This window comes from Massilia sp. NP310 (assembly GCF_019443485.1).
Lineage (GTDB): Bacteria > Pseudomonadota > Gammaproteobacteria > Burkholderiales > Burkholderiaceae_D > Telluria > Telluria timonae.
In genome coordinates, this window is the sequence record NZ_CP080379.1 from 1,822,903 (window position 1) to 1,842,851 (window position 19,949).

Here is a 19,949-nt window from a genome sequence, read left to right on the forward strand (position 1 = left end):
TCAGCTCCGCGTCGGTGGGTTGCCGCCGTCGCGGTCGGCGCCGCGGTCAGCGCCTTGGACGGGATTGTCGTCGATATTGCCTTCGATGCTGTCGTCGTTGTCGACGTTGGCCGCCGACAGCGGCCGCATCGGCGTGCGCCCTTCGCCCGGCCCGCCCTCGGGCGGCTTGTTCAGGGCGAAGTGCTGCGGCCCCTTGTTGATCAGGCGCAGCAGGTAGACGGTGCCGGCGCCGAACACGAAGACGTAGGCCACGACGAACATCGCCAGCGTCACGCCCATCGTGGTGACGCTGTGCGGCGAGACCGCATCGGCGGTGCGCAGCACGCCGTAGATCACCCACGGCTGGCGGCCGACCTCGGTCGTGATCCAGCCGGCCAGGATGGCGATCAGGCCGGCCGGCCCCATCAGCAAGGCGAAGCGCAGGAACAGGCGCTTGCCGTAGATCCGCCCTCCCCGCCTGAGCCACAGGCTCCAGGCCCCGAGGGCGATCATCAACAGGCCCAGGCCGACCATGACCCGGAAACTCCAGAACACGATCAGGGAATTGGGGCGGTCTTCGCGCGGGAACTCCTTCAGTCCCGGGAACTGGCCGCTCAGCGTATGGGTGAGGATGATGCTGCCCAGGTAGGGAATCTCGACCGCGTAACGCGTCTCTTCGCGCTCCATGTCGGGAATGCCGAACAGGATCAGCGGCACCGCCTCGCCCGGCGTGTTTTCCCAGTGCCCCTCCATCGCCGCCAGCTTGGCCGGCTGGTGCTTGAGCGTATTGAGGCCATGGAAGTCGCCGATCACCGCCTGGATCGGCGCCACCAGCAGGATCATCCACATCGCCATCGACAGCATCTTGCGCACGTTCTTGTTGTCGCGTCCGCGCAGCAGGTGCCAGGCGGCCGAGGCGCCGACGATCAGCGCCGTGGCCAGGTAGGCCGCCACCACCATGTGCATCAGGCGGTAGGGAAAGGAGGGATTGAAGATGATGGCCAGCCAGTCGACCGGGATCATGCGCCCGCCCTCGATGGCGTAGCCCTGCGGCGTCTGCATCCAGCTGTTGGCGCCCAGGATCCAGGTCGACGAGATCAGGGTGCCGATGGCCACCATGCAGGTGGCCAGGAAGTGCAGCTGCGGCCCGACCCGGTTCCAGCCGAACAGCATCACGCCCAGGAAGCCGGCCTCCAGGAAGAAGGCGGTCAGCACCTCGTAGGTGAGCAGCGGGCCCATGACGCTGCCGGCGAATTCGGACAGGTAGCTCCAGTTGGTGCCGATCTGGTAGGCCATCACGATGCCCGACACCACGCCCATGCCGAAGGCGACGGCGAAGATCTTGAGCCAGAAGTGGTACAGGTCGACGTAGACCTGGCGCCCGGTCTTGAGCCAGCACGCCTCGAGCACGGCCAGGTAGCTGGCCATGCCGATCGTGATCGCGGGGAAGATGATGTGGAAGGAAATCGTGAAGGCAAACTGGATGCGCGCCAGTTCCAGGGCTGTAAGACCAAGCATGCAAACTCCCCCGTATCGATGGCGCCAAGTAGATCACGACATCGGCCTCGCACGATTGGCCATATCATTTTTATCATTGTTGAGTGGTTTTTGAACACATGCCGCTCGGTTCGCAACAAAAGTTCATGAAAACTTCCCAATTTGGTGCAAATTTCGGCCTTGCCGGCCAGAATGCTCAGCCAACGGGTCTATAATTTGCGGTGTACTGAACAAAGCGACCATCCGTCATGAGCCAGCCCCTGTCCCGGCAAGCCGAGCCGCCCCTGAACATCCATGCGCTCAAGTCCTGCGCCCAGTGCAGCATGCACCAGCTGTGCCTGCCGATGGGCCTGGAAGACGCCGAGATCGACCGCCTGGACAAGATCATCGGCCGCCGTCGCCGCCTGGAGCGCGACGAGCGCCTGTACGGCGTGGGCGAGTCGTTCCGCAACCTGTACGCGGTGCGCTTCGGCCACTTCAAGACCTACCAGGTGAACGCCGCCGGCGAAGCCCAGATCACCGGCTTCCAGATGGCCGGCGAGCTGCTGGGCATGGATGCGATCAGCGGCACCCACCACTGCGATGCGGTGGCGCTGGAAGACTCCGAGGTCTGCGAGATCCCGTTCGCGCGCCTGGAAGACCTGTTCGGCGAGGTGCCGACGCTGCTGCGCCACTTCCACCGCATCATGAGCCAGGAAATCACGCGCGAGCAGAACGTCATGCTCCTGCTCGGCAATATGCGCGCCGAGCAGCGCTTCGCCGTGTTCCTGGTCAACCTGTCGGCGCGCTACGCCGCCCGCGGCTATGCGGCCAACCGCTTCCAGCTGCGCATGTCGCGCGAAGACATCGGCAACTACCTGGGCCTGACCATCGAAAGCATCAGCCGCCTGCTGTCGCGCTTTAAAAAGCAGGGCTGGCTCGAGGTCGACAAGCGCGAAGTCACCCTGCTCGATCCGGTCAAGCTGAAGGCGCTGGCGGCCGGCACCGACGCCTGCAGCCCGATGGCGTAAAGCCCATGACGCCGCAGCCCGCGTGCGACCTGCACCTGCGCAGCTACGACCGCGTGCACTGGGGCGACCGCCATGACTTCGCCCAGCTGGTGCTGCCGGTGCACGGTGAAGTCGTGCTCGACATCGAAGCGCGGCGCGGCCGGCTCGATCCCCTGCATGGCGCGCTGGTGGCGCCCGGCGCCTGGCATGCGCAATCGAGCCCGGGTGCCAACGGCTCCCTGATCGTCGACGTCGACGGCGCCGCCTTCGGCAGTGGCCCGTGGCAGCGCCTGCTGGAGCGGCCCTTCGTCACGCTTGGCCCCGCGGCGCGCAAGCTGGTCGAGTTCATGGGGGTGATGGCGCGCGATGCCGCGCCAACCCACGCCCCGCCCCGCGCGCTGGTGCAGGGCTGGGTGCCGCTGCTGCTCGACACCCTGAGCCTGGACGCGCCGCGCGCCACCTCGCGCCTGGCCGCCCTGCTGGCGCGCATCGAGGCCGCGCCCGGCCTGGCCTGGAGCACCGAGTCGATGGCGCGCGCCGCCAACCTGAGCGTCAGCCGCCTGCACGCGCTGTTTCGCGAAGAGCTGGACAGCACGCCGCATGCCTGGCTGCTGCGCTGCCGCCTGGATTGCGCCCGCAGCCTGTTGACGCACAGCGCGCGCAGCGTGGCCGACATCGCCCTCGCCTGCGGCTTTTCGGACCAGGCCAGCCTGACGCGGGCGATGCGCCGCGTGTTCGACACCACACCCGGCGCCTGTCGGCGTGCGGGTCAGGAGACACCGCCAACACCGCGGTAGTCCCGGCCAAGACCGGACCCACGTCCGGATCCGAGAATCTCTTCAAAGGAGATTCATCATGTACATCGCTACTGGCGCGGGCGGGCTGTCCCGCTCCACCCTGCTCGGCATCGGCGCGGGCATCGCCGCCGGCGCGCTCTGGGGCCTGGTCTTCCTGGCGCCGGAACTGGCGCCGGGATTCCTGCCGATCCAGCTCTCGGCCGGGCGCTACCTGGCCTATGGCCTGGTCGCCGCCATCCTGATCGCCCCGGCCTGGGGACGGCTGCGCCGCCATCTCGGCTGGCCGGCCTGGCGCAGCCTGATCTGGCTCAGCCTCACCGGCAACATCGTCTACTACCTGTTCCTCGCCAACGCGGTCCAGTTGGGCGGCGTGGCCATGGCCTCGATCGTGATCGGGCTGCTGCCGATCGCGGTCACCCTGGTCGGTTCGCGCGACCGTCACGCGGTGCCGCTGCGCCGCCTGCTGCCGTCGCTGCTGCTGAGCGGCGCCGGCCTGGCCTGCATCGGCTGGGAGTCGCTGTCGGCGTCCGGCCCCGGCTCGGCCGCCGGACTGGCATGCGCCTTCGGCGCGCTGGTGTCATGGACCCTCTTCGCGGTGCACAACAGCCGCTGGCTGGCGCGCATCGAGGGGATCTCGCCGCATGAATGGAACCTGCTGGTGGGCGTGGTCACCGGGCTGATGGCCCTGGCGCTGGCGATGCCGGCCTTCGTGCTGGCGCCGGGCGCGCACACGCTGCCGGCCTGGATGCAGTTCGGCGCCCTGGTCACCACGGTCGCCATCCTGTGCTCGGTGGTCGGCAACGCCCTGTGGAACCATGCCAGCCGCGCGCTGCCCCTGAGCCTGATGGGCCAGATGATCGTGTTCGAGACCATCTTCGCGGCCTTGTACGGCTTCTTGTGGGAGGCGCGCTGGCCGAGCGGGTTCGAGACCGCCGCCCTGGCGTTGCTGGTCGCGGGCGTGGTCTCGTGCGCGTCGGCGCACCGGGGCGCGCACTGATCCTGTCGGCGCAGCGTTGAAACTGCGGCGACCTCAGCGCCGCACCGACAGCCCGAACGCCAGGCTCAGGTCGGGCGTATGTCGATTCAACCCATGCACCACCATCGCATCGACCTGGCAGTTCTTGTTCAGGCGCCAGCTGACGCCGGCGTCGACCTGCATCCGGTCGCCGCCATGCGATGCGGACGCGATCTGCGGCGCCGCCACTTCAAGGAATCCCTGGACGCGTTCAGTGAATTTCTTGCCCAGCGACGCCGCCAGGATGCCGTAGTGGTAGCGCGCGCCGTCATCGTCGACATCGGCCCCGGCGCCCGGCGTCACGGCCAATGACCAGCCTTTCGGCAGATCCCACTCGGCCGCCAGCACCAGCTGCGGCAGCACACCCTTGACCCGCAGCGCCGAGCTGCCGCTTGGCAGCGCCGCTGAGCCGATCAGCCCCAGGGCCGGATGTACGCCCTCGCCGTCGGCAAGATGCCACTTGAATCCGATCGACACGGCATTCCAGCCCGCAGTCGTGGTGCGCGCGCGACTAGCCGGATCGAGCTCGTGCTCGATGCTGCGGCCATCGGTCTCGATGCGCAGTTCCGTCGTGTCGCCCAGGCCGATGCGCAGCAGCGCCGGCGTGCTCAAGGTGCGCAGGTGCAGGTCGTCGTTGCGCTGGCGATCCCAGTTGACGCCGATCTCGAGCTGCAGGCGGCCATCACCGACCACCTGGCTGGAATTGGCGACGTTGGGGCGGTCGGGATTGATGACATCGCCGTCGTCGGCGTGGGCGAACTGGGCGCTGCAGGCCAGCACCAGGAACGCCGCCTGGCGGCGCGGGCGCGTAAGGGTTGATGGAAACATCATGCGGTCGGATAAACGAGGTTGGACATGGTATGCGAGGGTCGAGCCGGCGCCAGCTGCCGCTTCAAGGCAGCCAGCGGGCGGCGCGCAGCCGCTCGATGGCGCTGACGATCGTCGCGCCGGGCTCCACCGCTTCGGTGAAACCGGCGCGCCGGATCTTGCCCATGTCCGACACCATGTCGAACTCGGTATTGAACACGAAGTCGCCGAACCACCAGCCGACCTGCTTCTCGTAAGGCATCGACTGCAGGCCATGGCGCTGCACGATGCGCTCCCACGCCGGCGCCTTCAACGGCATTTGCCTGGCCAGCGAGAACGGCTGCGGCGGTCCCACCTCCATGTCGAAGGCCGCCGCGACCTGGCGCCATACGCGCTCCCAGCGGAACGGCTCGTTGACCAGGTTGAAGGCTTCGCCGCGCGCCGCCGGATCGAGCGCGGCCCAGACGCTGGCGCGCGCCATCCAGTCGGCATCGGTGGTCTGGGCCAGCACGCCCGAGTACACCTTGTCCGTACCCGGGAAGCGCAGCGGCGCGCCGGCGTCCTTGCTGAGCGCGGCGAACATGCCCATCACCATCGCGATATTCATCGGATTGCCGGCAATGTCGCCCACCACCACGTCGGGCCGCAGGATCGACCATTCGACCTCGCCGGCGGCGGCGCGCTCGCGCAGCAGGTCTTCCTGGGCATAATAGAAGTTGGGCGTCATGTGGCGCGGGTCGTCCTCGTAGAACGGCGCCTGGGCATCGCCGAGGTGCACGCCATACACCTTGGCGCCCTGATAGTGCACCACGCGCTGCAGCGGGGCGCCGACCGCCTTCAAGCCGTCGAGCAGGTTGCGCAGCATGCCGCCGTTGATCCGCTCCTCGTCGAGCAGGTCGGTCCCACTCTTCAGCGCGGCGTAGAACACGTGGGTCGTATCGCGCGCCGCTTCCAGGGCGCTGGCGGTGGCCTGGGCGTCGGTCAGGTCGACCTTGATGCTCTCGACGCCGTCCACGAAAGTGCGCGGCAAGGCCCGCACCCGCCATTCCGGCCGTCCGTGCAGCTCGCGTACGACCGCATTGCCGATGATGCCGCTGGCGCCGACGACCAATGCGCTATACCTGGTGCTCATCCATCTCTCCTCATGAAAACTGACTGGCGCAAGGATACCCGTTCCGTGCGTCCAGCGTCGTCCCGTGCCACGGATGCGCCGCTCGCCGGAGGCATGGCCAAGGTAGCGCCAGCCGCCCTGCGCAGGGGCGTGTCGCGCTACCTCGGCCTTTTCGCATGACCCGGGCGCCGCGCGACAGTATGATCGGCCGCGTTCGACCAACCGTCCACGAAAACCGCCATGCAACCACGTCGCCCCCTCGTCATCCTGCTTTCCGCCCTGCTGCTCGCGACCGCCCCGCACGTGGCCGGCGCCTCGATCCTGCCGGACGTCCCCGACATCCAGGCCGTCACCGACTACCGGCCGAAGATCCCGCTGCGCGTCTACACCGCCGACAAGGTGCTGATCGGCGAATTCGGCGCCGAGCGGCGCGAGTTCGTCTCGGTGGCCAAGATGCCGGCGCTGCTCAAATCGGCCGTGCTGGCGATCGAGGACACCCGCTTCTACGAGCACGGCGGCGTCGACTGGATCCGCGCGCTCGGCGCGGCCAAGGCCAATCTCGCCGACTTCGGCAGCCAGGGCGCGTCCACCATCACGATGCAGGTCGCGCGCAACTTCTTCCTGTCGCGCGACAAGACGCTGCCGCGCAAGCTGACCGAGGTTGCCCTGGCTTATAAAATCGAGAAGGCGCTCTCCAAGGACCAGATCCTCGAGGTCTACCTGAACCAGATCTATCTCGGCCAGCGCGCCTACGGCTTCGCCAGCGCGGCGCGCACGTACTTCGGCAAACCGCTGCCAGACCTGACCCTGGCCGAGATCGCGATGCTGGCCGGCCTGCCGCAGAACCCGTCCAGCAGCAATCCGGTGTCGAATCCGCAGGCGGCCCGCAAGCGCCAGCAGGTCGTCCTCAAGCGCATGCGCGAACTGGCGCTGATCACCGAGCCCCAGTACCGGCGCGCCCTGGCCGAACGCCTGCAGGTGCGCAGCGATGGCGCCACCCTGAATCCGCGCGCCGCCTGGGTCGCCGAGATCGCGCGCCAGGCGGTCCATGCCCGCTTCGGCCAGGCGGCCTACGAACGCGGCATCACGGTCACCACCACCATCGTGGCCGCCGAACAGGATGCGGCCCACGAATCGGTGCGCCGCAACGTGCTCGCCTACGACCGCCGCCACGGCTACCGCGGCCCGGAGGCGCGTATCGCGCTGCCGGCCGGCGTCGAAGAAAGAAAGGACGCGATCGCCGCCGCCCTGCAGAAACGTCCGTTTGTTGCCGGCTTGGCGCCGGCGGTGGTCGTCGCCGCGTCGCCCAGGCGGGTGCGCGCCCTGCTCGCCAACGGCGACGCTGTCGAGGTCACCGGCCCGGGCCTGGCCTTCGCCGCCGGCGCCCTGTCGAGCAAGGCCAAGGCCGCGATGAAACTGGCGCCCGGCGCCGTCATCCGGCTGGCCAGGGCCACCGACGGCTCTCCATCGATCGCCCAGCTGCCCGAGGTTGCCGCCGCCTTCGTCGCGCTCGACACCGGGACCGGCGCCTACCGCGCGCTGGTCGGCGGCTTCGATCACTCAATCCACAAGTTCAACCACGTGACCCAGGCCTGGCGCCAGCCGGGATCGAGCATCAAGCCCTTCGTCTATTCCGCCGGCCTGGAACGCGGCTTCTTCCCCGGCACGCAGATCCTCGACGAGCCGCTCGACTTCAGCGCCGAGAAGGCCTATGCCAACTGGTCGCCGCGCAACGACGACAATGTGTTCGAGGGCCCGGTCACGGTGCGCCATGCGCTGTCGCGCTCGCGCAATGTGCCCACCGTGCGCATGCTGCGCGCGCTGGACGTCGACTACGCCCGCGCGCACCTGGCGCGCTTCGGCTTCGACCCCGCGCGCCAGCCGCGCAACCTGACGCTCGGCCTGGGCACCGGCGCCGTCACGCCGCTGCAGATGGCCGGCGCCTACGCGGTGCTGGCCAACGGCGGCTACCGCGTGGAACCGTGGCTGATCGCGCGCATCCAGGATGGCGACGGCAGGGTCGTGTTCGCGCATGCGGCGCCGCAGCCGAGACAGGAAAGCGCCCGGGTGCTGGACGCGCGCAACGCCTTCATCGTCGACAGCATGCTGCGCGACGTCACCCGCGTCGGCACCGCGGCGGCGGCCTCGCGCCAGCTGCAAAGGGCCGACCTGGCCGGCAAGACCGGCACCACCAGCAATGCGGTCGACGGCTGGTTCGCCGGCTACGGCGGCCAGGTGGCGGCGGTGGCCTGGATGGGTTACGACGAACCGCGCTCGCTCGGCGGCCGCGAGTTCGGCTCGACCCTGGCGCTGCCGATGTGGGTCGACTTCATGCGCGTCGCGCTGGCCAGGACGCCGCAGCACGAGCCGCTGCCGCCGGAAGGCGTGGCGCGCGCCGGCGGCGACTGGGTGTATGCCGAGTATGCGGAACAGGAACAGGTGCCGGAGGCGGCCGACGGCTTCGAGACGCTGATCGGCACGCTCTCTTCCAGCGGCGAAGAGCCGCCGCGCTGATCAGATCTCGATCAGCAGCTCGGGACGAAAAGCCTCCTGCTCGCCCTTGCTCAGGTAGCCGAGCGGATTGGCCACCACCCGGCATGACCAGGACAGGGGGCCATCGCGCCCCTCGACCACGTAGTCGTTCAGGCAGTGCAGGTGGCCGTGCATCCACAGCTGCGCGTGCTTGAACAGGTCGTCGAGCGCGTTGCAGAAGCCCGCTGTGCCGGGCGTGAGGCCATAGCGCGGGTCGGCGCTCATCAGGCTCGGGGCGAAATGGGTGACCACCGCCGTCTTGCCCTCGAACGGCGTGGCCAGCGCCGCGCGCAGCCAGGCCTGGCAGTCGAGCGACATGGCGCGGATGCCTTCGGCCAGCACCTGCTCGCCATTCTTGAGGGTCGTGTTCTTGCTCAGGTAGTAGTTCGCCGCGCGGAACGCCTTGTTACGCTGCTGCATCTGTTTGGTGAGGTCGGTGTCGCGCAGCGCCAGGGCGTCGAAGTCGCTCCACAAGGTGGTGCCGATGAAGCGCACGTGATCGATGACGACGATCTCGCGGTCGAGCCAGACGATGCCGAGCCGCTCGCAGGTGGCGCGCAGCCGCGCATGGGTGGCATCGTGGTCGAGCGAATCGAATTCGTGGTTGCCGGGAATGAACAGCACCCGCTTGCCCGCCAGCGCCGGCAATGCGGGAGAGAAGCGCTCGAGTCCGAAATCCCCGGTCTCCAGGCGCGAGCCGGCCTGGTAGGAGCCGATGTCGCCGGCCAGCACCACGACGTCGGTGTCCGGCAGGATGAGCGGCTGGAAGCCGGGATAGCGTTCGAGGTGCAGGTCGGAGAAAAGCTGGATGCGCATGGGCGCCGAGTATACCGCAGGCGCCGCCCTTCTTCAGCTTGCGCTTGCGCCCAACCCCGCGCCGAACCCCGCCCCCAGGCGTGCGATCTCGACCGAGCCGCGCTCGTCGAAGACCGGGCAATCCTGGACCATGCGCACGACGGCATTGAAATCCGCCGCCTCGATCACCGAGTAGCCCGACAGCGAGCTGCCGGACAGCTTGGGGCCGATCAGGCGGCTCGGGATCTCGACGCTGTCCTGCGTCAGGCTGCCCGGATCGAGCAGGGCCGGGCCCAGGGCGTCGAACCACGCGCGCCAGCGATCTTCCTGGCGCTCGCCCGGTTCGGATGCGCCGCGATAGATGATCAGGAATCGTTCCATGTCGTCCCCCATGAAGGTGGGCTCAACATAGCAGAAGCGGGCCGGTGGTGACGCACCGCTGGCCCGCTAGCCGATCAGAAGCGCACGTTCGCCGTCAGGCTGGCCGAGCGCGGCGTGCCCGGCGTATAGCGGTAACCGCTCTTGTTGATGGCCGCGACATACTTCTCGTCGCCGATGTTGTACACGTTCAGGCGCAGGTCGACGTGCTTGCTGACCTTGTAGCCGACCATGGCGTCGAACACCCAGTACGATTCGGTATAGGCCGGGGTGCCGATCGCGCCGTCGGTGCCGCGCGCCAGCTTGTCGGAAAAACGCGCGCCGCCGCCGATGCGCAGGCCCCACGGCAGGTCATACGAGGTCCAGGCGGTGAACGATCGCTTTGGTGTATAGGTCAGGCTGTTCTCGCCGGCGGCGGTGACGTTGCGGCCGCGCTCCACGCTGGTGTCCATGTACAGGTAGCCGGCGCTGAGCAGCCAGTGCGGCGCCAGTTCGCCGGTGGCGCCCAGCTCCACGCCCTGCACCCGCTTCTCGCCGGTCTGGTACCACTGCTGGTCGACCGGATCCTGCTCGACCTCGTTCTCGACGTCGGTGCGAAACAGCGCGGCCGACAGCGACAGCTTGGATTTCAGCAGGTCGAGCTTGCCGCCCACTTCAGTGGTGACCGTCTTTTGCGGATCGTAGATCGGGTTCTGGGCGCTGTTGGCGTTGCCCGACACGGTGAAGCTGCCGCCCGGCGGCTGCTTGGAACTGGCCACCATCGCATACACGCTGCTGTTGGCGGTCGGCTTGTACAGCGCCGACAGCTTGCCGTTGACCAGGTTATCGCCGACCTTGAAGCGGGTCGGGGTCAGCACGTTATTGGTCAGCGCCACCACCGAATAATCGCCGCGGAAGTGGTCGAGGCGCACGCCGCCATTGAAGATCCAGCGCTCGCCGACCTTGACGGTGTCGAACACGTACACGCTCTGGGTGTCGACTTCGCCCTCGTTGTAGGCGCCGGTGCGGCGCACGTCGACCGGCGTGGTCGGCGCCTGGTTCGGGTCGGGATGGTAGATGTTCGCGGGCGGCAGCGTGCCCAGGCCGGTCAAGCCCCAGGTGGTCTGGCGTTCGCTGGTGATTTCGAAGCCCGTCACCAGGGTGTGCGACACGGCGCCGGTGTCGAACTGGCTGGTCAGCGTCGTGACGTTGGTGAGGATCTTGTTTTCCTGGTCCTTGCCGGTGCGGATGCTGCGCGCCAGGATCCAGGTATTCGGGTCGGCCTCGACCGGCGTGGTGAGGTTGGCGGCGCTGGTGAGGAAGGCGGTGAGCAGGTAATCCTGGCTGGTCTTGCCGTAGCGGCTCGTGTTCTGCAGCTTCATGGTCGGCGAGAAGTCATGCTCGATGCGCACGGTGGCCATGTCGGCCTTCACGTCGTCGTAGTCGTCGACCGAGCCGTAGAAGTTCTTGGGGTCGACTTTCGGGGCGTCGGCGACCCAGGGTTTGGCGCGGTCCGGGCTGGTGTAGCCGGGCAGGCCGATCACGTACACGCCGCCGTCGGGAATGTTATCCTGATCGACGTGCAGGTAGTCCAGGTGCACCCGGGTGGGGCCGTTCAGGCCGAAGCCGATGCTCGGCGCCACCGCCCAGCGCTTGTTCTCGACCACGTCGCGCGCCGCGCTGCCGGAATCCTGGGCCAGCACGTTCAGGCGCACGGCGATGCCGCGCTCGGCGTCGAGCACCTGATTGGCATCCAGCGTGATGCGTTTCTGGTCGCCGCTGCCGCCGGTGACCGCGGCGGTCACCAGGTCGGTGAGATTCGCCTTCTTGGTCACCAGGTTGACCGAGCCGGTCGGCGCACTGCGGCCGTTGTCGGTGCCGGCCGGGCCTTTCAGCACGTCGATCTGCTCCAGGTTGAACACGTCGCGCGAGATCGAGCCGACGTCGCGCACGCCGTCGACGTAGATGCTGCCGGACGTATCGAAGCCGCGCATGAAGATCGCGTCGCCGGTATTCGTGTTGCCGTTCTCGCCCAGGAAGAAGGCGCCGACGCCGGGGGTGTTGCGCAGCGCCTCGGTCAGGGTCAGGGCGCCCTGCTGCTCGAACAGCTCCTTCTTGATCACCTGCACGGTCTGGGCGGTGTCGACCAAGCGCTCGGTGTACTTGGGCGACGAGGCGTTCTCGGCGCGGAAAGGGTTCTCGTAGTTGCCGACGACTTCGACGGTCGATTGCGGAGCGACGGTGGCAGGCGCTGCAGTGGCGGTGGCAGCGGTGGCGGCGGTGGCGTCGGCGGCGGCGTGCGCGCCGAGCGGCAGCAGCGCCGCGGCCAGTGCGGTGCCCGCGAGCTGGCTGCGGGTGATGGGGTGCTTGCGGCTTTTTATTGCTTTCATGGCGAGGCGGTCTCTCTCAGAAGTGATATTTGATGAAACAGTGCAACTAAAACAATGATTCTACCGAGAACGTCAATACATGTAAACGATAATCATTATCATTTGTGTTCGCACCACACACTTGACCGGGTTCGCCTGGGCCGTTTGCCAGTAGCAGAAAGCAAACGTCCCCGCTCATGGCGGGGACGTTGTCCAACCGTTGGGCATGCGGCGCTCGCCGCATGCCGGCCGGCGTCAAGCCTTCTTCTGCTGCGCGATCCAGTTGTCGACCAGCTCGCCCAGCACGTCGAGCGGCACCGAGCCGGCGCCCAGCACCAGGTCGTGGAAGGCCGGCAGCGAGTACTTGTCGCCCAGTTCCTTCTGCGCCTTCTCGCGCAATTCCAGGATGCGCAGCATGCCGATCATGTAGGCATTGGCCTGGCCCGGCCACACGACGTAGCGCTCGGTTTCCTGGGCGCCCATGCCGTAGTCGATCGCCTGCTGGCGGGTCCAGCCCTTGGTGTGCAGGCCGGTGTCGGCCACCAGGCGGCGGGCGCGGAACAGCTCCGAACCCAGCGCGCCCAGAAGGCCCGGGACGTCGTCCTTGTACCAGCCCTGCTCCACCGCCAGGCGCTCGGTATACAGCGCCCAGCCTTCCGAGTGGGCGCTGCCGCCGCTGAAGATGCGCTGGCTGCGGAACTTCGGCAGGTCGCTCATCTCTTGCTGGATGGCGAGCTGGAAGTGGTGGCCCGGCACCGCCTCATGGTAGGCCAGGCTGCGCATGCGGATCATGTCGAAGGTCGGGCCGCGCAGCGGCACCCAGAAGATACCCGGACGGCTGCCGTCCGGCGCCGGCAGGGTGTAGTGGGCGGCGGCCGACGGCTCGGTCAGGGGCGGCACGCGGCGCACGTCGACCGGCGCGCGCGGCTTGAGGTTGAACAGCGAGGCGCTCCTGCGCTCGGCGTCGCGCACCATCTCGTTGTAGCTGGCGATGATCGCCGGACGCGGATCGCCCTCGCCCTTCGGCTGGAAGCGCGCATCGAGCTGCTTCATGCGGGTTTCGATATTGCCGTCGGCCAGGCCGAGCGAGCGCAGGTGCTTGTCCATCTCGGCTTCGATGCGCGCCACTTCGCGCAGGCCGATCGTGTGGATCTCGTCGGCCGTGAGCTGGGTGCTGGTGAAGTTCTCGATCGCGCGCTTGTAGGCGGCGGCGCCGTTCGGCAGGCGCGAGATGCCGGCAACAATGCCGGTCTTCGGGTGGATCTCGGCCATGAAGGCCTGCACGCGGGTGTAGGAAGGACGGATCTTCTGCTCGACGATGCCGGTCGCGCGCGCGATGGCGGCGCTGCGCGCCTCCGGCGACAGGTCCTTCATCTCGGCGGTGCGCTGGGCCAGCGTGGTCACCAGCACGTTGTCAGAGGCGGCCGGCTTGAGGAAGTGGTCGACCTGGAACTGGGCGCGCTCCAGGATGAAGCGCGGAGGAATCATCTGCTTGGCCGCTGCGCCCTTGGCGCGCACCAGCGCCTCGTCCAGGCGGACCGCCACCTGGTCCAGGCGCGCCAGGTAGCTGTCGACGTCGGCCGCGTTGCGCATCGGGTGGGTGTTGGTCATGAAGTTGACCAGGCCGATCTGCGGACCGCTGAACTGCGAGAACACGAAGGCGTGGTCTTCGAACGGCTCGTTGGCGATCACGTTCTGCAGCGACCAGCGCATCACCGCCGCCGAGATCTTCTGGGTCTCGTTCAGGGGCTGCGACTTGAAGCCGTCCAGGCGCTTGACGCCTTCGCGCGCCATCGCGACGGACTTCTGGCGGTGCGCCGCGCTCAAGGGGGTCAGTTCGCGGTCCAGCCTGGCCTGCTCGGCGCCGCTGAAGTACTGGGTCGAGGTCGCCAGTTGCGGGCTCAGGCGCACCCAGTCCTCGGCAAACTTGTCGCTCCAGGCGTCGAAGGCCTTGTAGGGGGCGACGGCGGCGGCCTGGGTGGCGGCCGGCGCAGCCACCGCTGGCAGCGACACGCCGGCGAGCATGGCGGGGATGAACAGGGCGGCGATGGTGGCGCGCAGGCTGCGCTGGCGGGTCGATGGCATCTCGGGTGTCTTCCTTGTGGTTGATTATCTGCGGCGGGTAGCAATTGCCGCCAAGGAATCTAACATGGAAGTAAACAGATCGACAACGCCGGTGTTGTCGCGCGGCGTACGTACGGCGTCTTACATCCGGTCGCAATTTACTCTCACTGCATGACAGCTCGCGGCTACGATCACGACTGGACCAGACGAAAGGAGCGGGCATGACGGCAGGCAGGCATGGAAAGTGGAGCAGCGCCATCGCAATGGCGTCGGGGGCGTTGCTGATCTTGCCGAACGCACTGGCGCAGGCGCCTGCCATGCGGGATCCGATCCCGGCGCAAACCGCGCGCGCCGTCGTGCAGCAGACCATCCAGCTGGTCGAGTCCGAAGGCCTGTACCCGCGCAAGCGGGACGAATACGCGAGCGCCAAGGCGCGGCTGCTGGCGGCGCTCGACGATGCGGGAGCGCAGGTCGATCGCCAGTCGCTGTGGCAGCAGGTGAACGCGCTGCTTGCCACCCTCGACGCCGATGGCCACTCGTCCATCCGGGCGCCGTCGAGCGGGCGCCGGGTCCAGCAAGGCCTGGCGAACGCACGCGCGCAAGGGACGGCGTCGTCCTTCGCGCTGGTCCTGACCGCGCACGGCCAGGTGCTGCACTGGACGCCGCCCCAGAGCATGGGCGACCTGCAGACCGAAGCGCCGCTCTTCCTGCAGCGCTTCCACGCGGACTATGCGACGACGCCGGGGACGGACAAGGCCTGCGCCCTCGTGATCGACCTGAGCGCCCAGCTCGGCGGGAACGCCTGGCCGCCTTTCATCGCCATGCATCCGCTGTTCGGCCCGGCCAATGCGGCGGCCTTGGTCGCACGCGACGGCGCGCGCACGGCCTTCGTCAAGCCGCTGCAACTGCGCGAGATGGAAACCCTATACGGGGGGCGCGCGGACAATCCGCTGCAGCGCTTCGCCGGCGCGCCGCTGGCCGTCTTCGTCGACCAGCGCACCAGCAGCGCCGGGGAAATGCTGCTGGTCGCCTTGATGGGAGAGGGCCCGCGCACGCGCACCTTCGGCCAGACCTCGTTCGGGGCGACGACCGCCAATGTCGCGCACCGGATGGCGGACGGCTCCATGCTGGCGCTGACGACGTCGCGCTACGCGGTCGGCGACGCGCCTGTCATCCGCGGCGGCATCGCGCCCGAGGTTCCAACGAGGCCGGGAGAATCGGCGAGGGAGACGCTGCTGCATGCTGCGACATGGGCGGCCCAGTCCTCGCCGCTCTGCCGTCACTGAGGGCGGTCGACGTCACCTTGCGCGGCGGCGATCATCCGCTCCTTGAGTTCGATCTCGCCGCAGTAATACAGCACGGCCGCGCCAAGGCAGGCCAGCACTTTCCACCCCAGCAGCAGGCTGCCGACGCACACCACCGCTGCCCCCAGCGCGAGCCGGATCGCGAAAGTGCGGCGCGCCATGCCGAACACCACGCGGCTGTATGGACGCTGGTGGAAGAACACCACGAACAGCAGCCAGTAGGGAATCGCATACACGAAGTACAGCAGCGCGCCGATGCCGAGCGCAAAGCCGACGAAGGGCACGCGAAACGCCAGCATCCCCAGGACGCCGATCGCCAGCCAGTACAACGACAAGTTCCGGTACCGCACTTGCACTCCCGATGAATCGCATTGGGCGGCATCTTACCTCACGACCATCTCGGGGCAGGTGCGCGCTCCGTATAATGCCGGCTTGGCCTCCACGAAGAAAGCGACCACACCGCATGCAGCACATCCGGGACAAGCTCGAAAACAAGCAGATCGGCATCTATTTCGCGACGGTGGCGTTGGCCGCGCTGGCAGCGCTGGCGCTGCCGGGGACCACGGCCCTGAAGCCCGCGGTCAACCCTGCCCTGGCCTTCATGCTGTTCGTGACCTTCCTGCAGGTGCCGCTGGCCGAACTGGGACGCGCCTTTACCCACACGCGCTTCCTGGGCGCGCTGCTGGTGACCAACTTCGCCGTGATCCCGTTGCTGGTCGCCGGCCTGCTGCCCTTCGTGCCAGGCGATCCGCTGATTCGGCTGGGAGTCCTGCTGGTGCTGCTGGCGCCCTGCATCGACTACGTGGTCACCTTTTCCCACCTCGGCCGCGCCGATGCGCGCCTGCTGCTGGCGGCGACGCCCGTCCTGCTGGTCGCCCAAATGCTGATGCTGCCGGTCTACCTGCGCATCCTGCTCGGCATTGGAGCGGCCGACCTGGTCCAGCCTGGCCCCTTCATCGACGCTTTCGCGTGGCTGATCGCCGCGCCGTTGCTATTGGCGGTCGCGCTGCAGCTCTGGGCCGCACGCAGCCAGGCCGGCGCGCGCACCGCGTCCGCGCTCGGCCTGCTGCCGGTGCCGGCCACGGCGCTGGTGCTGTTCATCGTGGTGGCGTCGGTGCTTCCGCAGCTCGGCCAGGCGCTCGATGCGGCGCTGCGGGTGGCGCCCGTCTATGCCGCCTTCGCGCTGCTGGCCCCGCCCGCCGGCTGGCTGGTGGCGCGCCTGTTCCGACTCGCTGCGCCCGCCGGCCGCGCGGTCGCCTTCAGCGGCGCCACCCGCAACTCACTGGTGGTGCTGCCGCTGGCGCTGGCCGTGCCGGGCGCGGTGCCGCTGCTGCCGGCGATCATCGTGACGCAGACGCTGGTCGAGCTGATCGCGGAGCTGGTCTACGTGCGCCTCATCGCGCGTCTGGGCTAGCGTCGGCCTCGATTATCAAGAGCGCCTGCTTCGCCGGACTCCAGCTGCGCGCCAGCCGCCAGTCGCGCGCCGCGCCCTCCACCACCACCTGCCAGTGGGTCGCCTCCAGGGTCGGCAGCGCGGCCGAGAAGCGCCCCTGCGCATCGGGCAGCGCCTCCAGCGCCAGGTCGCGCTCCGGCAGGGTCGGATGCGCCAGCCGGATGTGGAATGGCGCCACCACCGGCTGGCCGCCGCTGGCCAGGCGTCCGTTCAGGCGCCCCGCCCGCGCATCGTGGCTGGCCTCGAATGAAAGCAGCAGCTCGGTGGCGACGCGGTCGCGCCGCAGGTCCTGGTTGATGGCCTTGCCCTGCTTGTAGTAGTCGGCCACCACCATCGCGTCCGGCTGCTGCGCGCCGAGCCAGGCCGAGACGCCGGTGGCGATCATCACGGCCACCGGACCGATCATCAGGAACCACGGCCAGCGGTGCTTGTACCACGGCGCCGCCTGCTGCGGGAAGTTGGGGTTGGTCGCTTGCATACTCTTCTCCTTGCTCATAACGGCCTCACTTCGAAACGCTCATTTAGGTACAATAAAGGCCGCCCCTTCGCTCACGCTCAGGTCCGGATCGCCCACCGAGCGCACAGTGAATTCGATCCTGTTCGACCCCGGCTTGCCGGCGCCCGGGTCGACGCGCACCCGCACCGGCACCGCGCGCGTGGTGGCGCCTTCCATTGCGATGGCGCCGTCGTCCACCACCGTGACCGAGGGAATGCCGCTCACGCTCACCCGCAGCGTCTGCGGCGCTTCGCTCGTGTTCATCACCTGCAGCCGGTAGACGTTCTCGATGCGGCCATCCTCGACTTCGCGTCCCATCGAGCCGCGGTCGCGGATCACGTCGAGCTTGAGCGGGTTGCGCAGCGCCAGCGACGTGCCCATCGCCGCCACCAGCATGGCCAGCACCGCGCCGTAGACCAGCACGCGCGGGCGCAGCATGCGGCGCCGGATCTCGAGCGCGCCCAGCTTTTGCGTCAGGCCGTTCTCGGTCGCATAGCGGATCAGGCCGCGCGGTTTGCTGACCTTGTCCATGACGATATTGCAGGCGTCGACGCAGGCGGCGCAGCCGATGCACTCGTACTGCAGCCCCCTGCGGATGTCGATGCCGGTCGGGCACACCTGCACGCACAGGCTGCAGTCGATGCAGTCGCCGCTGTTGCCGGCGCGCGCCTGCGCTTCGCCCTTCCTGCGGCCGCTGCGCGGCTCGCCGCGTTCGGCGTCGTAGGTGACGATCAGCGTGTCCTTGTCGAACATCGCGCTCTGGAAGCGCGCATACGGGCACATGTACTTGCAGACCTGCTCGCGCAGCCAGCCGGCGTTGCCGTAGGTGGCGAGAGAGTAGAACAGGATCCAGAAGGTTTCCCACGGCCCCAGGCCGAAGGCCGCGATCTCGCCGCCCAGCGAACGGATCGGGGCGAAGTAGCCGACGAACGTGAAGCCGGTCCAGAGCGCGACCGCGCCCCACGACAGGTGCTTGGCGCCGCGCTTGACGACCTTCTCCGCATTCCACGGCTGGCGCGCGAGGCGCAGCTGACTGCTGCGCGAGCCTTCGATCTTGCGTTCGATCCACAGGAAGATCTCGGTATAGACCGTCTGTGGGCAGGCGAAGCCGCACCAGACGCGGCCCGCTACCGCGGTGACCAGGAACAGGCCATAGGCGCACACGATCAGCAGCGCCGCCAGGTAGATGAAGTCCTGCGGCCAGAACACCATGCCTGCCAGGTAAAACTTGCGGCTGGCCAGGTCGAACAGGACGGCCTGGCGGCCGTTCATGTTCAGCCATGGCAGACCATAAAACAGGATCTGCGTCAGCCAGACGCAGGCCCAGCGCAGCGTGGCGTAGCGTCCCTTGATCTCGCGCGGGAAGATGTCTTCGCGCGCGGCGTACATGCGGACGATCGCTTCGCGCGGCGCTCCAGCAGGGTCGGTCATTTTGCCGCCGTCGCTTTCGACGCATCGATCGGCGCTGGCGCGGTCGGATTCGACAGGCTCCATACATAGGCCGCCAGCACGTGCACCTTCTCTTCACCCAAAAAGTCGCCGAAGGCCGGCATGGTGTTGGTGCGGCCCTTGCGGATCGTCTCCATCACGGTCTCGACGCTGCCGCCATAAAGCCAGGTCTTGTCGGCCAGGTTCGGCGCACCCAGCATCGTGTTGCCCTTTCCCTCCGCGCCATGGCAGGCCACGCAGGTGGCGAACTTCGGCTTGCCGAAGGCGACCTTGATCGGATCGGCCGAGAGGCCGGAGAGTGAGCGCACGTAGTGGGCCACGCTCTCGACGTCCTTGTCCGAGCCCAGCGCGGCGCCCATCGGCGGCATCATGCCGGTGCGGCCGTTCATGATCGTCGTCTTGATGGCGTCCGGCTCGCCGCCATGCAGCCAGTCGGCGTCAGCCAGGTTCGGGAAGCCCTTGCTGCCGCGCGCATCCGAACCATGGCATTGCGAGCAATAGGTCAGGAACAGGCGCTCGCCGATCGCGTGGGCCTGCGGGTCGGCGGCCACCGCTTTCAGGTCGAGCTTCCTGTACTGCTCGAACAGCGGGCCATAGTCAAGCCTGGCCTGCTTCAGTTCGGCCTGGTACTCGCTCACCTGGTTCCAGCCCAGGGTGCCGCGCCAGGCGCCCAGGCCCGGATACATCACCAGGTAGGCGCAAGCGAACAGGATCGACAGCCAGAACAGCACGATCCACCAGCGCGGCATCGGCGTGTTCAGTTCCGTGAGGTCTTCGTCCCACACGTGGCCGGTGGTCTGCTGCGGCTTGCCGTCGGCATCGAGCCTGACCTTGAACTTGGACTGCGACCACAGCAGGATGCCGCAGCCGGCGATCGACAGGATCGTGATCACCGCGACGTAGTAGTGCCAGAAATCGTTGAAGAAGTCGGCCAT

17 protein-coding genes are annotated in these 19,949 nt (G+C 68.0%); 6 read left to right on the forward strand and 11 right to left on the reverse strand.

All coding sequences use genetic code 11. The features are described from left to right. On the reverse strand, nucleotides 1–1,497 hold the full coding sequence (locus KY496_RS07920) for a cytochrome ubiquinol oxidase subunit I (RefSeq protein WP_219864416.1): 1,497 nt from the start codon (nucleotides 1,495–1,497) through the stop codon (nucleotides 1–3). Nucleotides 1,498–1,724: 227 nt separating this feature from the next. On the opposite strand from KY496_RS07920, the gene fnr reads away from it, so the two are divergent. The 3 genes from fnr to KY496_RS07935 are packed head-to-tail and all read left to right on the forward strand — an operon-like array spanning nucleotide 1,725 to nucleotide 4,259. Then, nucleotides 1,725–2,486, forward strand: a complete 762-nt coding sequence (fnr, locus tag KY496_RS07925) for a fumarate/nitrate reduction transcriptional regulator Fnr (RefSeq protein ID WP_005667237.1) — start codon at nucleotides 1,725–1,727, stop codon at nucleotides 2,484–2,486. A 5-nt stretch (nucleotides 2,487–2,491) separates the two neighbouring features. After that, nucleotides 2,492–3,262: an AraC family transcriptional regulator gene (locus tag KY496_RS07930; RefSeq protein ID WP_219864417.1), complete on the forward strand. Its 771-nt coding sequence runs from the start codon at nucleotides 2,492–2,494 to the stop codon at nucleotides 3,260–3,262. Between the two features lie 58 nt (nucleotides 3,263–3,320). Then, nucleotides 3,321–4,259, forward strand: coding sequence for a DMT family transporter (locus KY496_RS07935; protein ID WP_005667233.1), 939 nt, complete (start codon nucleotides 3,321–3,323; stop codon nucleotides 4,257–4,259). 33 nt (nucleotides 4,260–4,292) lie between these two features. Here the strand turns inward: KY496_RS07935 and KY496_RS07940 are convergent, their stop codons facing one another. Next, complete coding sequence (locus KY496_RS07940) at nucleotides 4,293–5,108, reverse strand: transporter (RefSeq protein WP_184238670.1); 816 nt, start codon at nucleotides 5,106–5,108, stop codon at nucleotides 4,293–4,295. Between the two features lie 61 nt (nucleotides 5,109–5,169). Then, a complete protein-coding gene (locus KY496_RS07945) occupies nucleotides 5,170–6,216 on the reverse strand; it encodes an SDR family oxidoreductase (protein WP_219864418.1) in 1,047 nt (348 codons plus the stop codon). Between the two features lie 219 nt (nucleotides 6,217–6,435). Between KY496_RS07945 and KY496_RS07950 the strand changes: the two genes are divergently transcribed. Beyond that, nucleotides 6,436–8,709: a penicillin-binding protein 1A gene (locus tag KY496_RS07950; protein ID WP_219864419.1), complete on the forward strand. Its 2,274-nt coding sequence runs from the start codon at nucleotides 6,436–6,438 to the stop codon at nucleotides 8,707–8,709. Here the strand turns inward: KY496_RS07950 and KY496_RS07955 are convergent, their stop codons facing one another. The 4 genes from KY496_RS07955 to KY496_RS07970 all read right to left on the reverse strand — a co-directional run bounded on the left by KY496_RS07955 (nucleotide 8,710) and on the right by KY496_RS07970 (nucleotide 14,333). Continuing rightward, a complete protein-coding gene (locus tag KY496_RS07955) occupies nucleotides 8,710–9,543 on the reverse strand; it encodes a metallophosphoesterase (RefSeq protein WP_184238666.1) in 834 nt (277 codons plus the stop codon). Nucleotides 9,544–9,576: 33 nt separating this feature from the next. Continuing rightward, complete coding sequence (locus KY496_RS07960; protein WP_219864420.1) at nucleotides 9,577–9,903, reverse strand: hypothetical protein; 327 nt, start codon at nucleotides 9,901–9,903, stop codon at nucleotides 9,577–9,579. 74 nt (nucleotides 9,904–9,977) lie between these two features. After that, nucleotides 9,978–12,269, reverse strand: a complete 2,292-nt coding sequence (locus KY496_RS07965) for a catecholate siderophore receptor Fiu (RefSeq protein WP_219864421.1) — start codon at nucleotides 12,267–12,269, stop codon at nucleotides 9,978–9,980. Nucleotides 12,270–12,503: 234 nt separating this feature from the next. Continuing rightward, nucleotides 12,504–14,333, reverse strand: a complete 1,830-nt coding sequence (locus KY496_RS07970) for a DUF885 family protein (RefSeq protein ID WP_219864422.1) — start codon at nucleotides 14,331–14,333, stop codon at nucleotides 12,504–12,506. Between the two features lie 200 nt (nucleotides 14,334–14,533). On the opposite strand from KY496_RS07970, the gene KY496_RS07975 reads away from it, so the two are divergent. After that, on the forward strand, nucleotides 14,534–15,598 hold the full coding sequence (locus tag KY496_RS07975) for a S41 family peptidase (protein ID WP_005667220.1): 1,065 nt from the start codon (nucleotides 14,534–14,536) through the stop codon (nucleotides 15,596–15,598). On the opposite strand, the gene KY496_RS07980 is transcribed toward KY496_RS07975, so the two are convergent. Next, nucleotides 15,592–15,966 (reverse strand): hypothetical protein, encoded by a 375-nt coding sequence (locus KY496_RS07980; RefSeq protein WP_219864423.1) that lies wholly within the window; start codon nucleotides 15,964–15,966, stop codon nucleotides 15,592–15,594. The genes KY496_RS07975 and KY496_RS07980 overlap by 7 nt on opposite strands. Nucleotides 15,967–16,079: 113 nt before the next feature. Here KY496_RS07980 and KY496_RS07985 point away from each other — a divergent pair, with 113 nt between their 5' ends. Beyond that, a complete protein-coding gene (locus tag KY496_RS07985; protein WP_219864424.1) occupies nucleotides 16,080–17,030 on the forward strand; it encodes an arsenic resistance protein in 951 nt (316 codons plus the stop codon). Here KY496_RS07985 and KY496_RS07990 read toward each other — a convergent pair. Genes KY496_RS07990 through ccoP form a run of 3 tightly spaced genes read right to left on the reverse strand, consistent with a single transcriptional unit; the run spans nucleotide 17,011 to nucleotide 19,949 of the window. Next, on the reverse strand, nucleotides 17,011–17,547 hold the full coding sequence (locus tag KY496_RS07990; RefSeq protein ID WP_229520464.1) for a FixH family protein: 537 nt from the start codon (nucleotides 17,545–17,547) through the stop codon (nucleotides 17,011–17,013). The two genes, KY496_RS07985 and KY496_RS07990, sit on opposite strands and share 20 nt — an antisense overlap. 39 nt (nucleotides 17,548–17,586) lie before the next feature. Next, nucleotides 17,587–18,996, reverse strand: coding sequence for a cytochrome c oxidase accessory protein CcoG (ccoG, locus tag KY496_RS07995; RefSeq protein ID WP_219864426.1), 1,410 nt, complete (start codon nucleotides 18,994–18,996; stop codon nucleotides 17,587–17,589). Next, the gene (gene ccoP, locus KY496_RS08000) at nucleotides 18,993–19,949 is read right to left on the reverse strand and encodes a cytochrome-c oxidase, cbb3-type subunit III (protein ID WP_219864427.1); all 957 of its coding nucleotides are present in this window, start codon (nucleotides 19,947–19,949) and stop codon (nucleotides 18,993–18,995) included. Before ccoP ends, ccoG begins: the two co-directional genes overlap by 4 nt.

Excerpts from the sequence above, each read along its gene's own strand:
- KY496_RS07950 (WP_219864419.1), top strand. The coding sequence starts at position 6,436 with ATGCAACCACGTCGCCCCCTCGTCATCCTGCTTTCCGCCCTGCTGCTC.
- KY496_RS07990 (WP_229520464.1), bottom strand. The coding sequence starts at position 17,547 with ATGCAAGCGACCAACCCCAACTTCCCGCAGCAGGCGGCGCCGTGGTAC.
- ccoG (WP_219864426.1), bottom strand. The coding sequence starts at position 18,996 with ATGACCGACCCTGCTGGAGCGCCGCGCGAAGCGATCGTCCGCATGTAC.
- KY496_RS07970 (WP_219864422.1), bottom strand. The coding sequence starts at position 14,333 with ATGCCATCGACCCGCCAGCGCAGCCTGCGCGCCACCATCGCCGCCCTG.
- KY496_RS07975 (WP_005667220.1), top strand. The coding sequence starts at position 14,534 with ATGACGGCAGGCAGGCATGGAAAGTGGAGCAGCGCCATCGCAATGGCG.
- KY496_RS07930 (WP_219864417.1), top strand. The coding sequence starts at position 2,492 with ATGACGCCGCAGCCCGCGTGCGACCTGCACCTGCGCAGCTACGACCGC.
- KY496_RS07940 (WP_184238670.1), bottom strand. The coding sequence starts at position 5,108 with ATGATGTTTCCATCAACCCTTACGCGCCCGCGCCGCCAGGCGGCGTTC.
- KY496_RS07985 (WP_219864424.1), top strand. The coding sequence starts at position 16,080 with ATGCAGCACATCCGGGACAAGCTCGAAAACAAGCAGATCGGCATCTAT.
- KY496_RS07920 (WP_219864416.1), bottom strand. The coding sequence starts at position 1,497 with ATGCTTGGTCTTACAGCCCTGGAACTGGCGCGCATCCAGTTTGCCTTC.
- KY496_RS07955 (WP_184238666.1), bottom strand. The coding sequence starts at position 9,543 with ATGCGCATCCAGCTTTTCTCCGACCTGCACCTCGAACGCTATCCCGGC.
- KY496_RS07960 (WP_219864420.1), bottom strand. The coding sequence starts at position 9,903 with ATGGAACGATTCCTGATCATCTATCGCGGCGCATCCGAACCGGGCGAG.
- KY496_RS07945 (WP_219864418.1), bottom strand. The coding sequence starts at position 6,216 with ATGAGCACCAGGTATAGCGCATTGGTCGTCGGCGCCAGCGGCATCATC.
- KY496_RS07935 (WP_005667233.1), top strand. The coding sequence starts at position 3,321 with ATGTACATCGCTACTGGCGCGGGCGGGCTGTCCCGCTCCACCCTGCTC.
- fnr (WP_005667237.1), top strand. The coding sequence starts at position 1,725 with ATGAGCCAGCCCCTGTCCCGGCAAGCCGAGCCGCCCCTGAACATCCAT.
- ccoP (WP_219864427.1), bottom strand. The coding sequence starts at position 19,949 with ATGGCCGACTTCTTCAACGATTTCTGGCACTACTACGTCGCGGTGATC.
- KY496_RS07965 (WP_219864421.1), bottom strand. The coding sequence starts at position 12,269 with ATGAAAGCAATAAAAAGCCGCAAGCACCCCATCACCCGCAGCCAGCTC.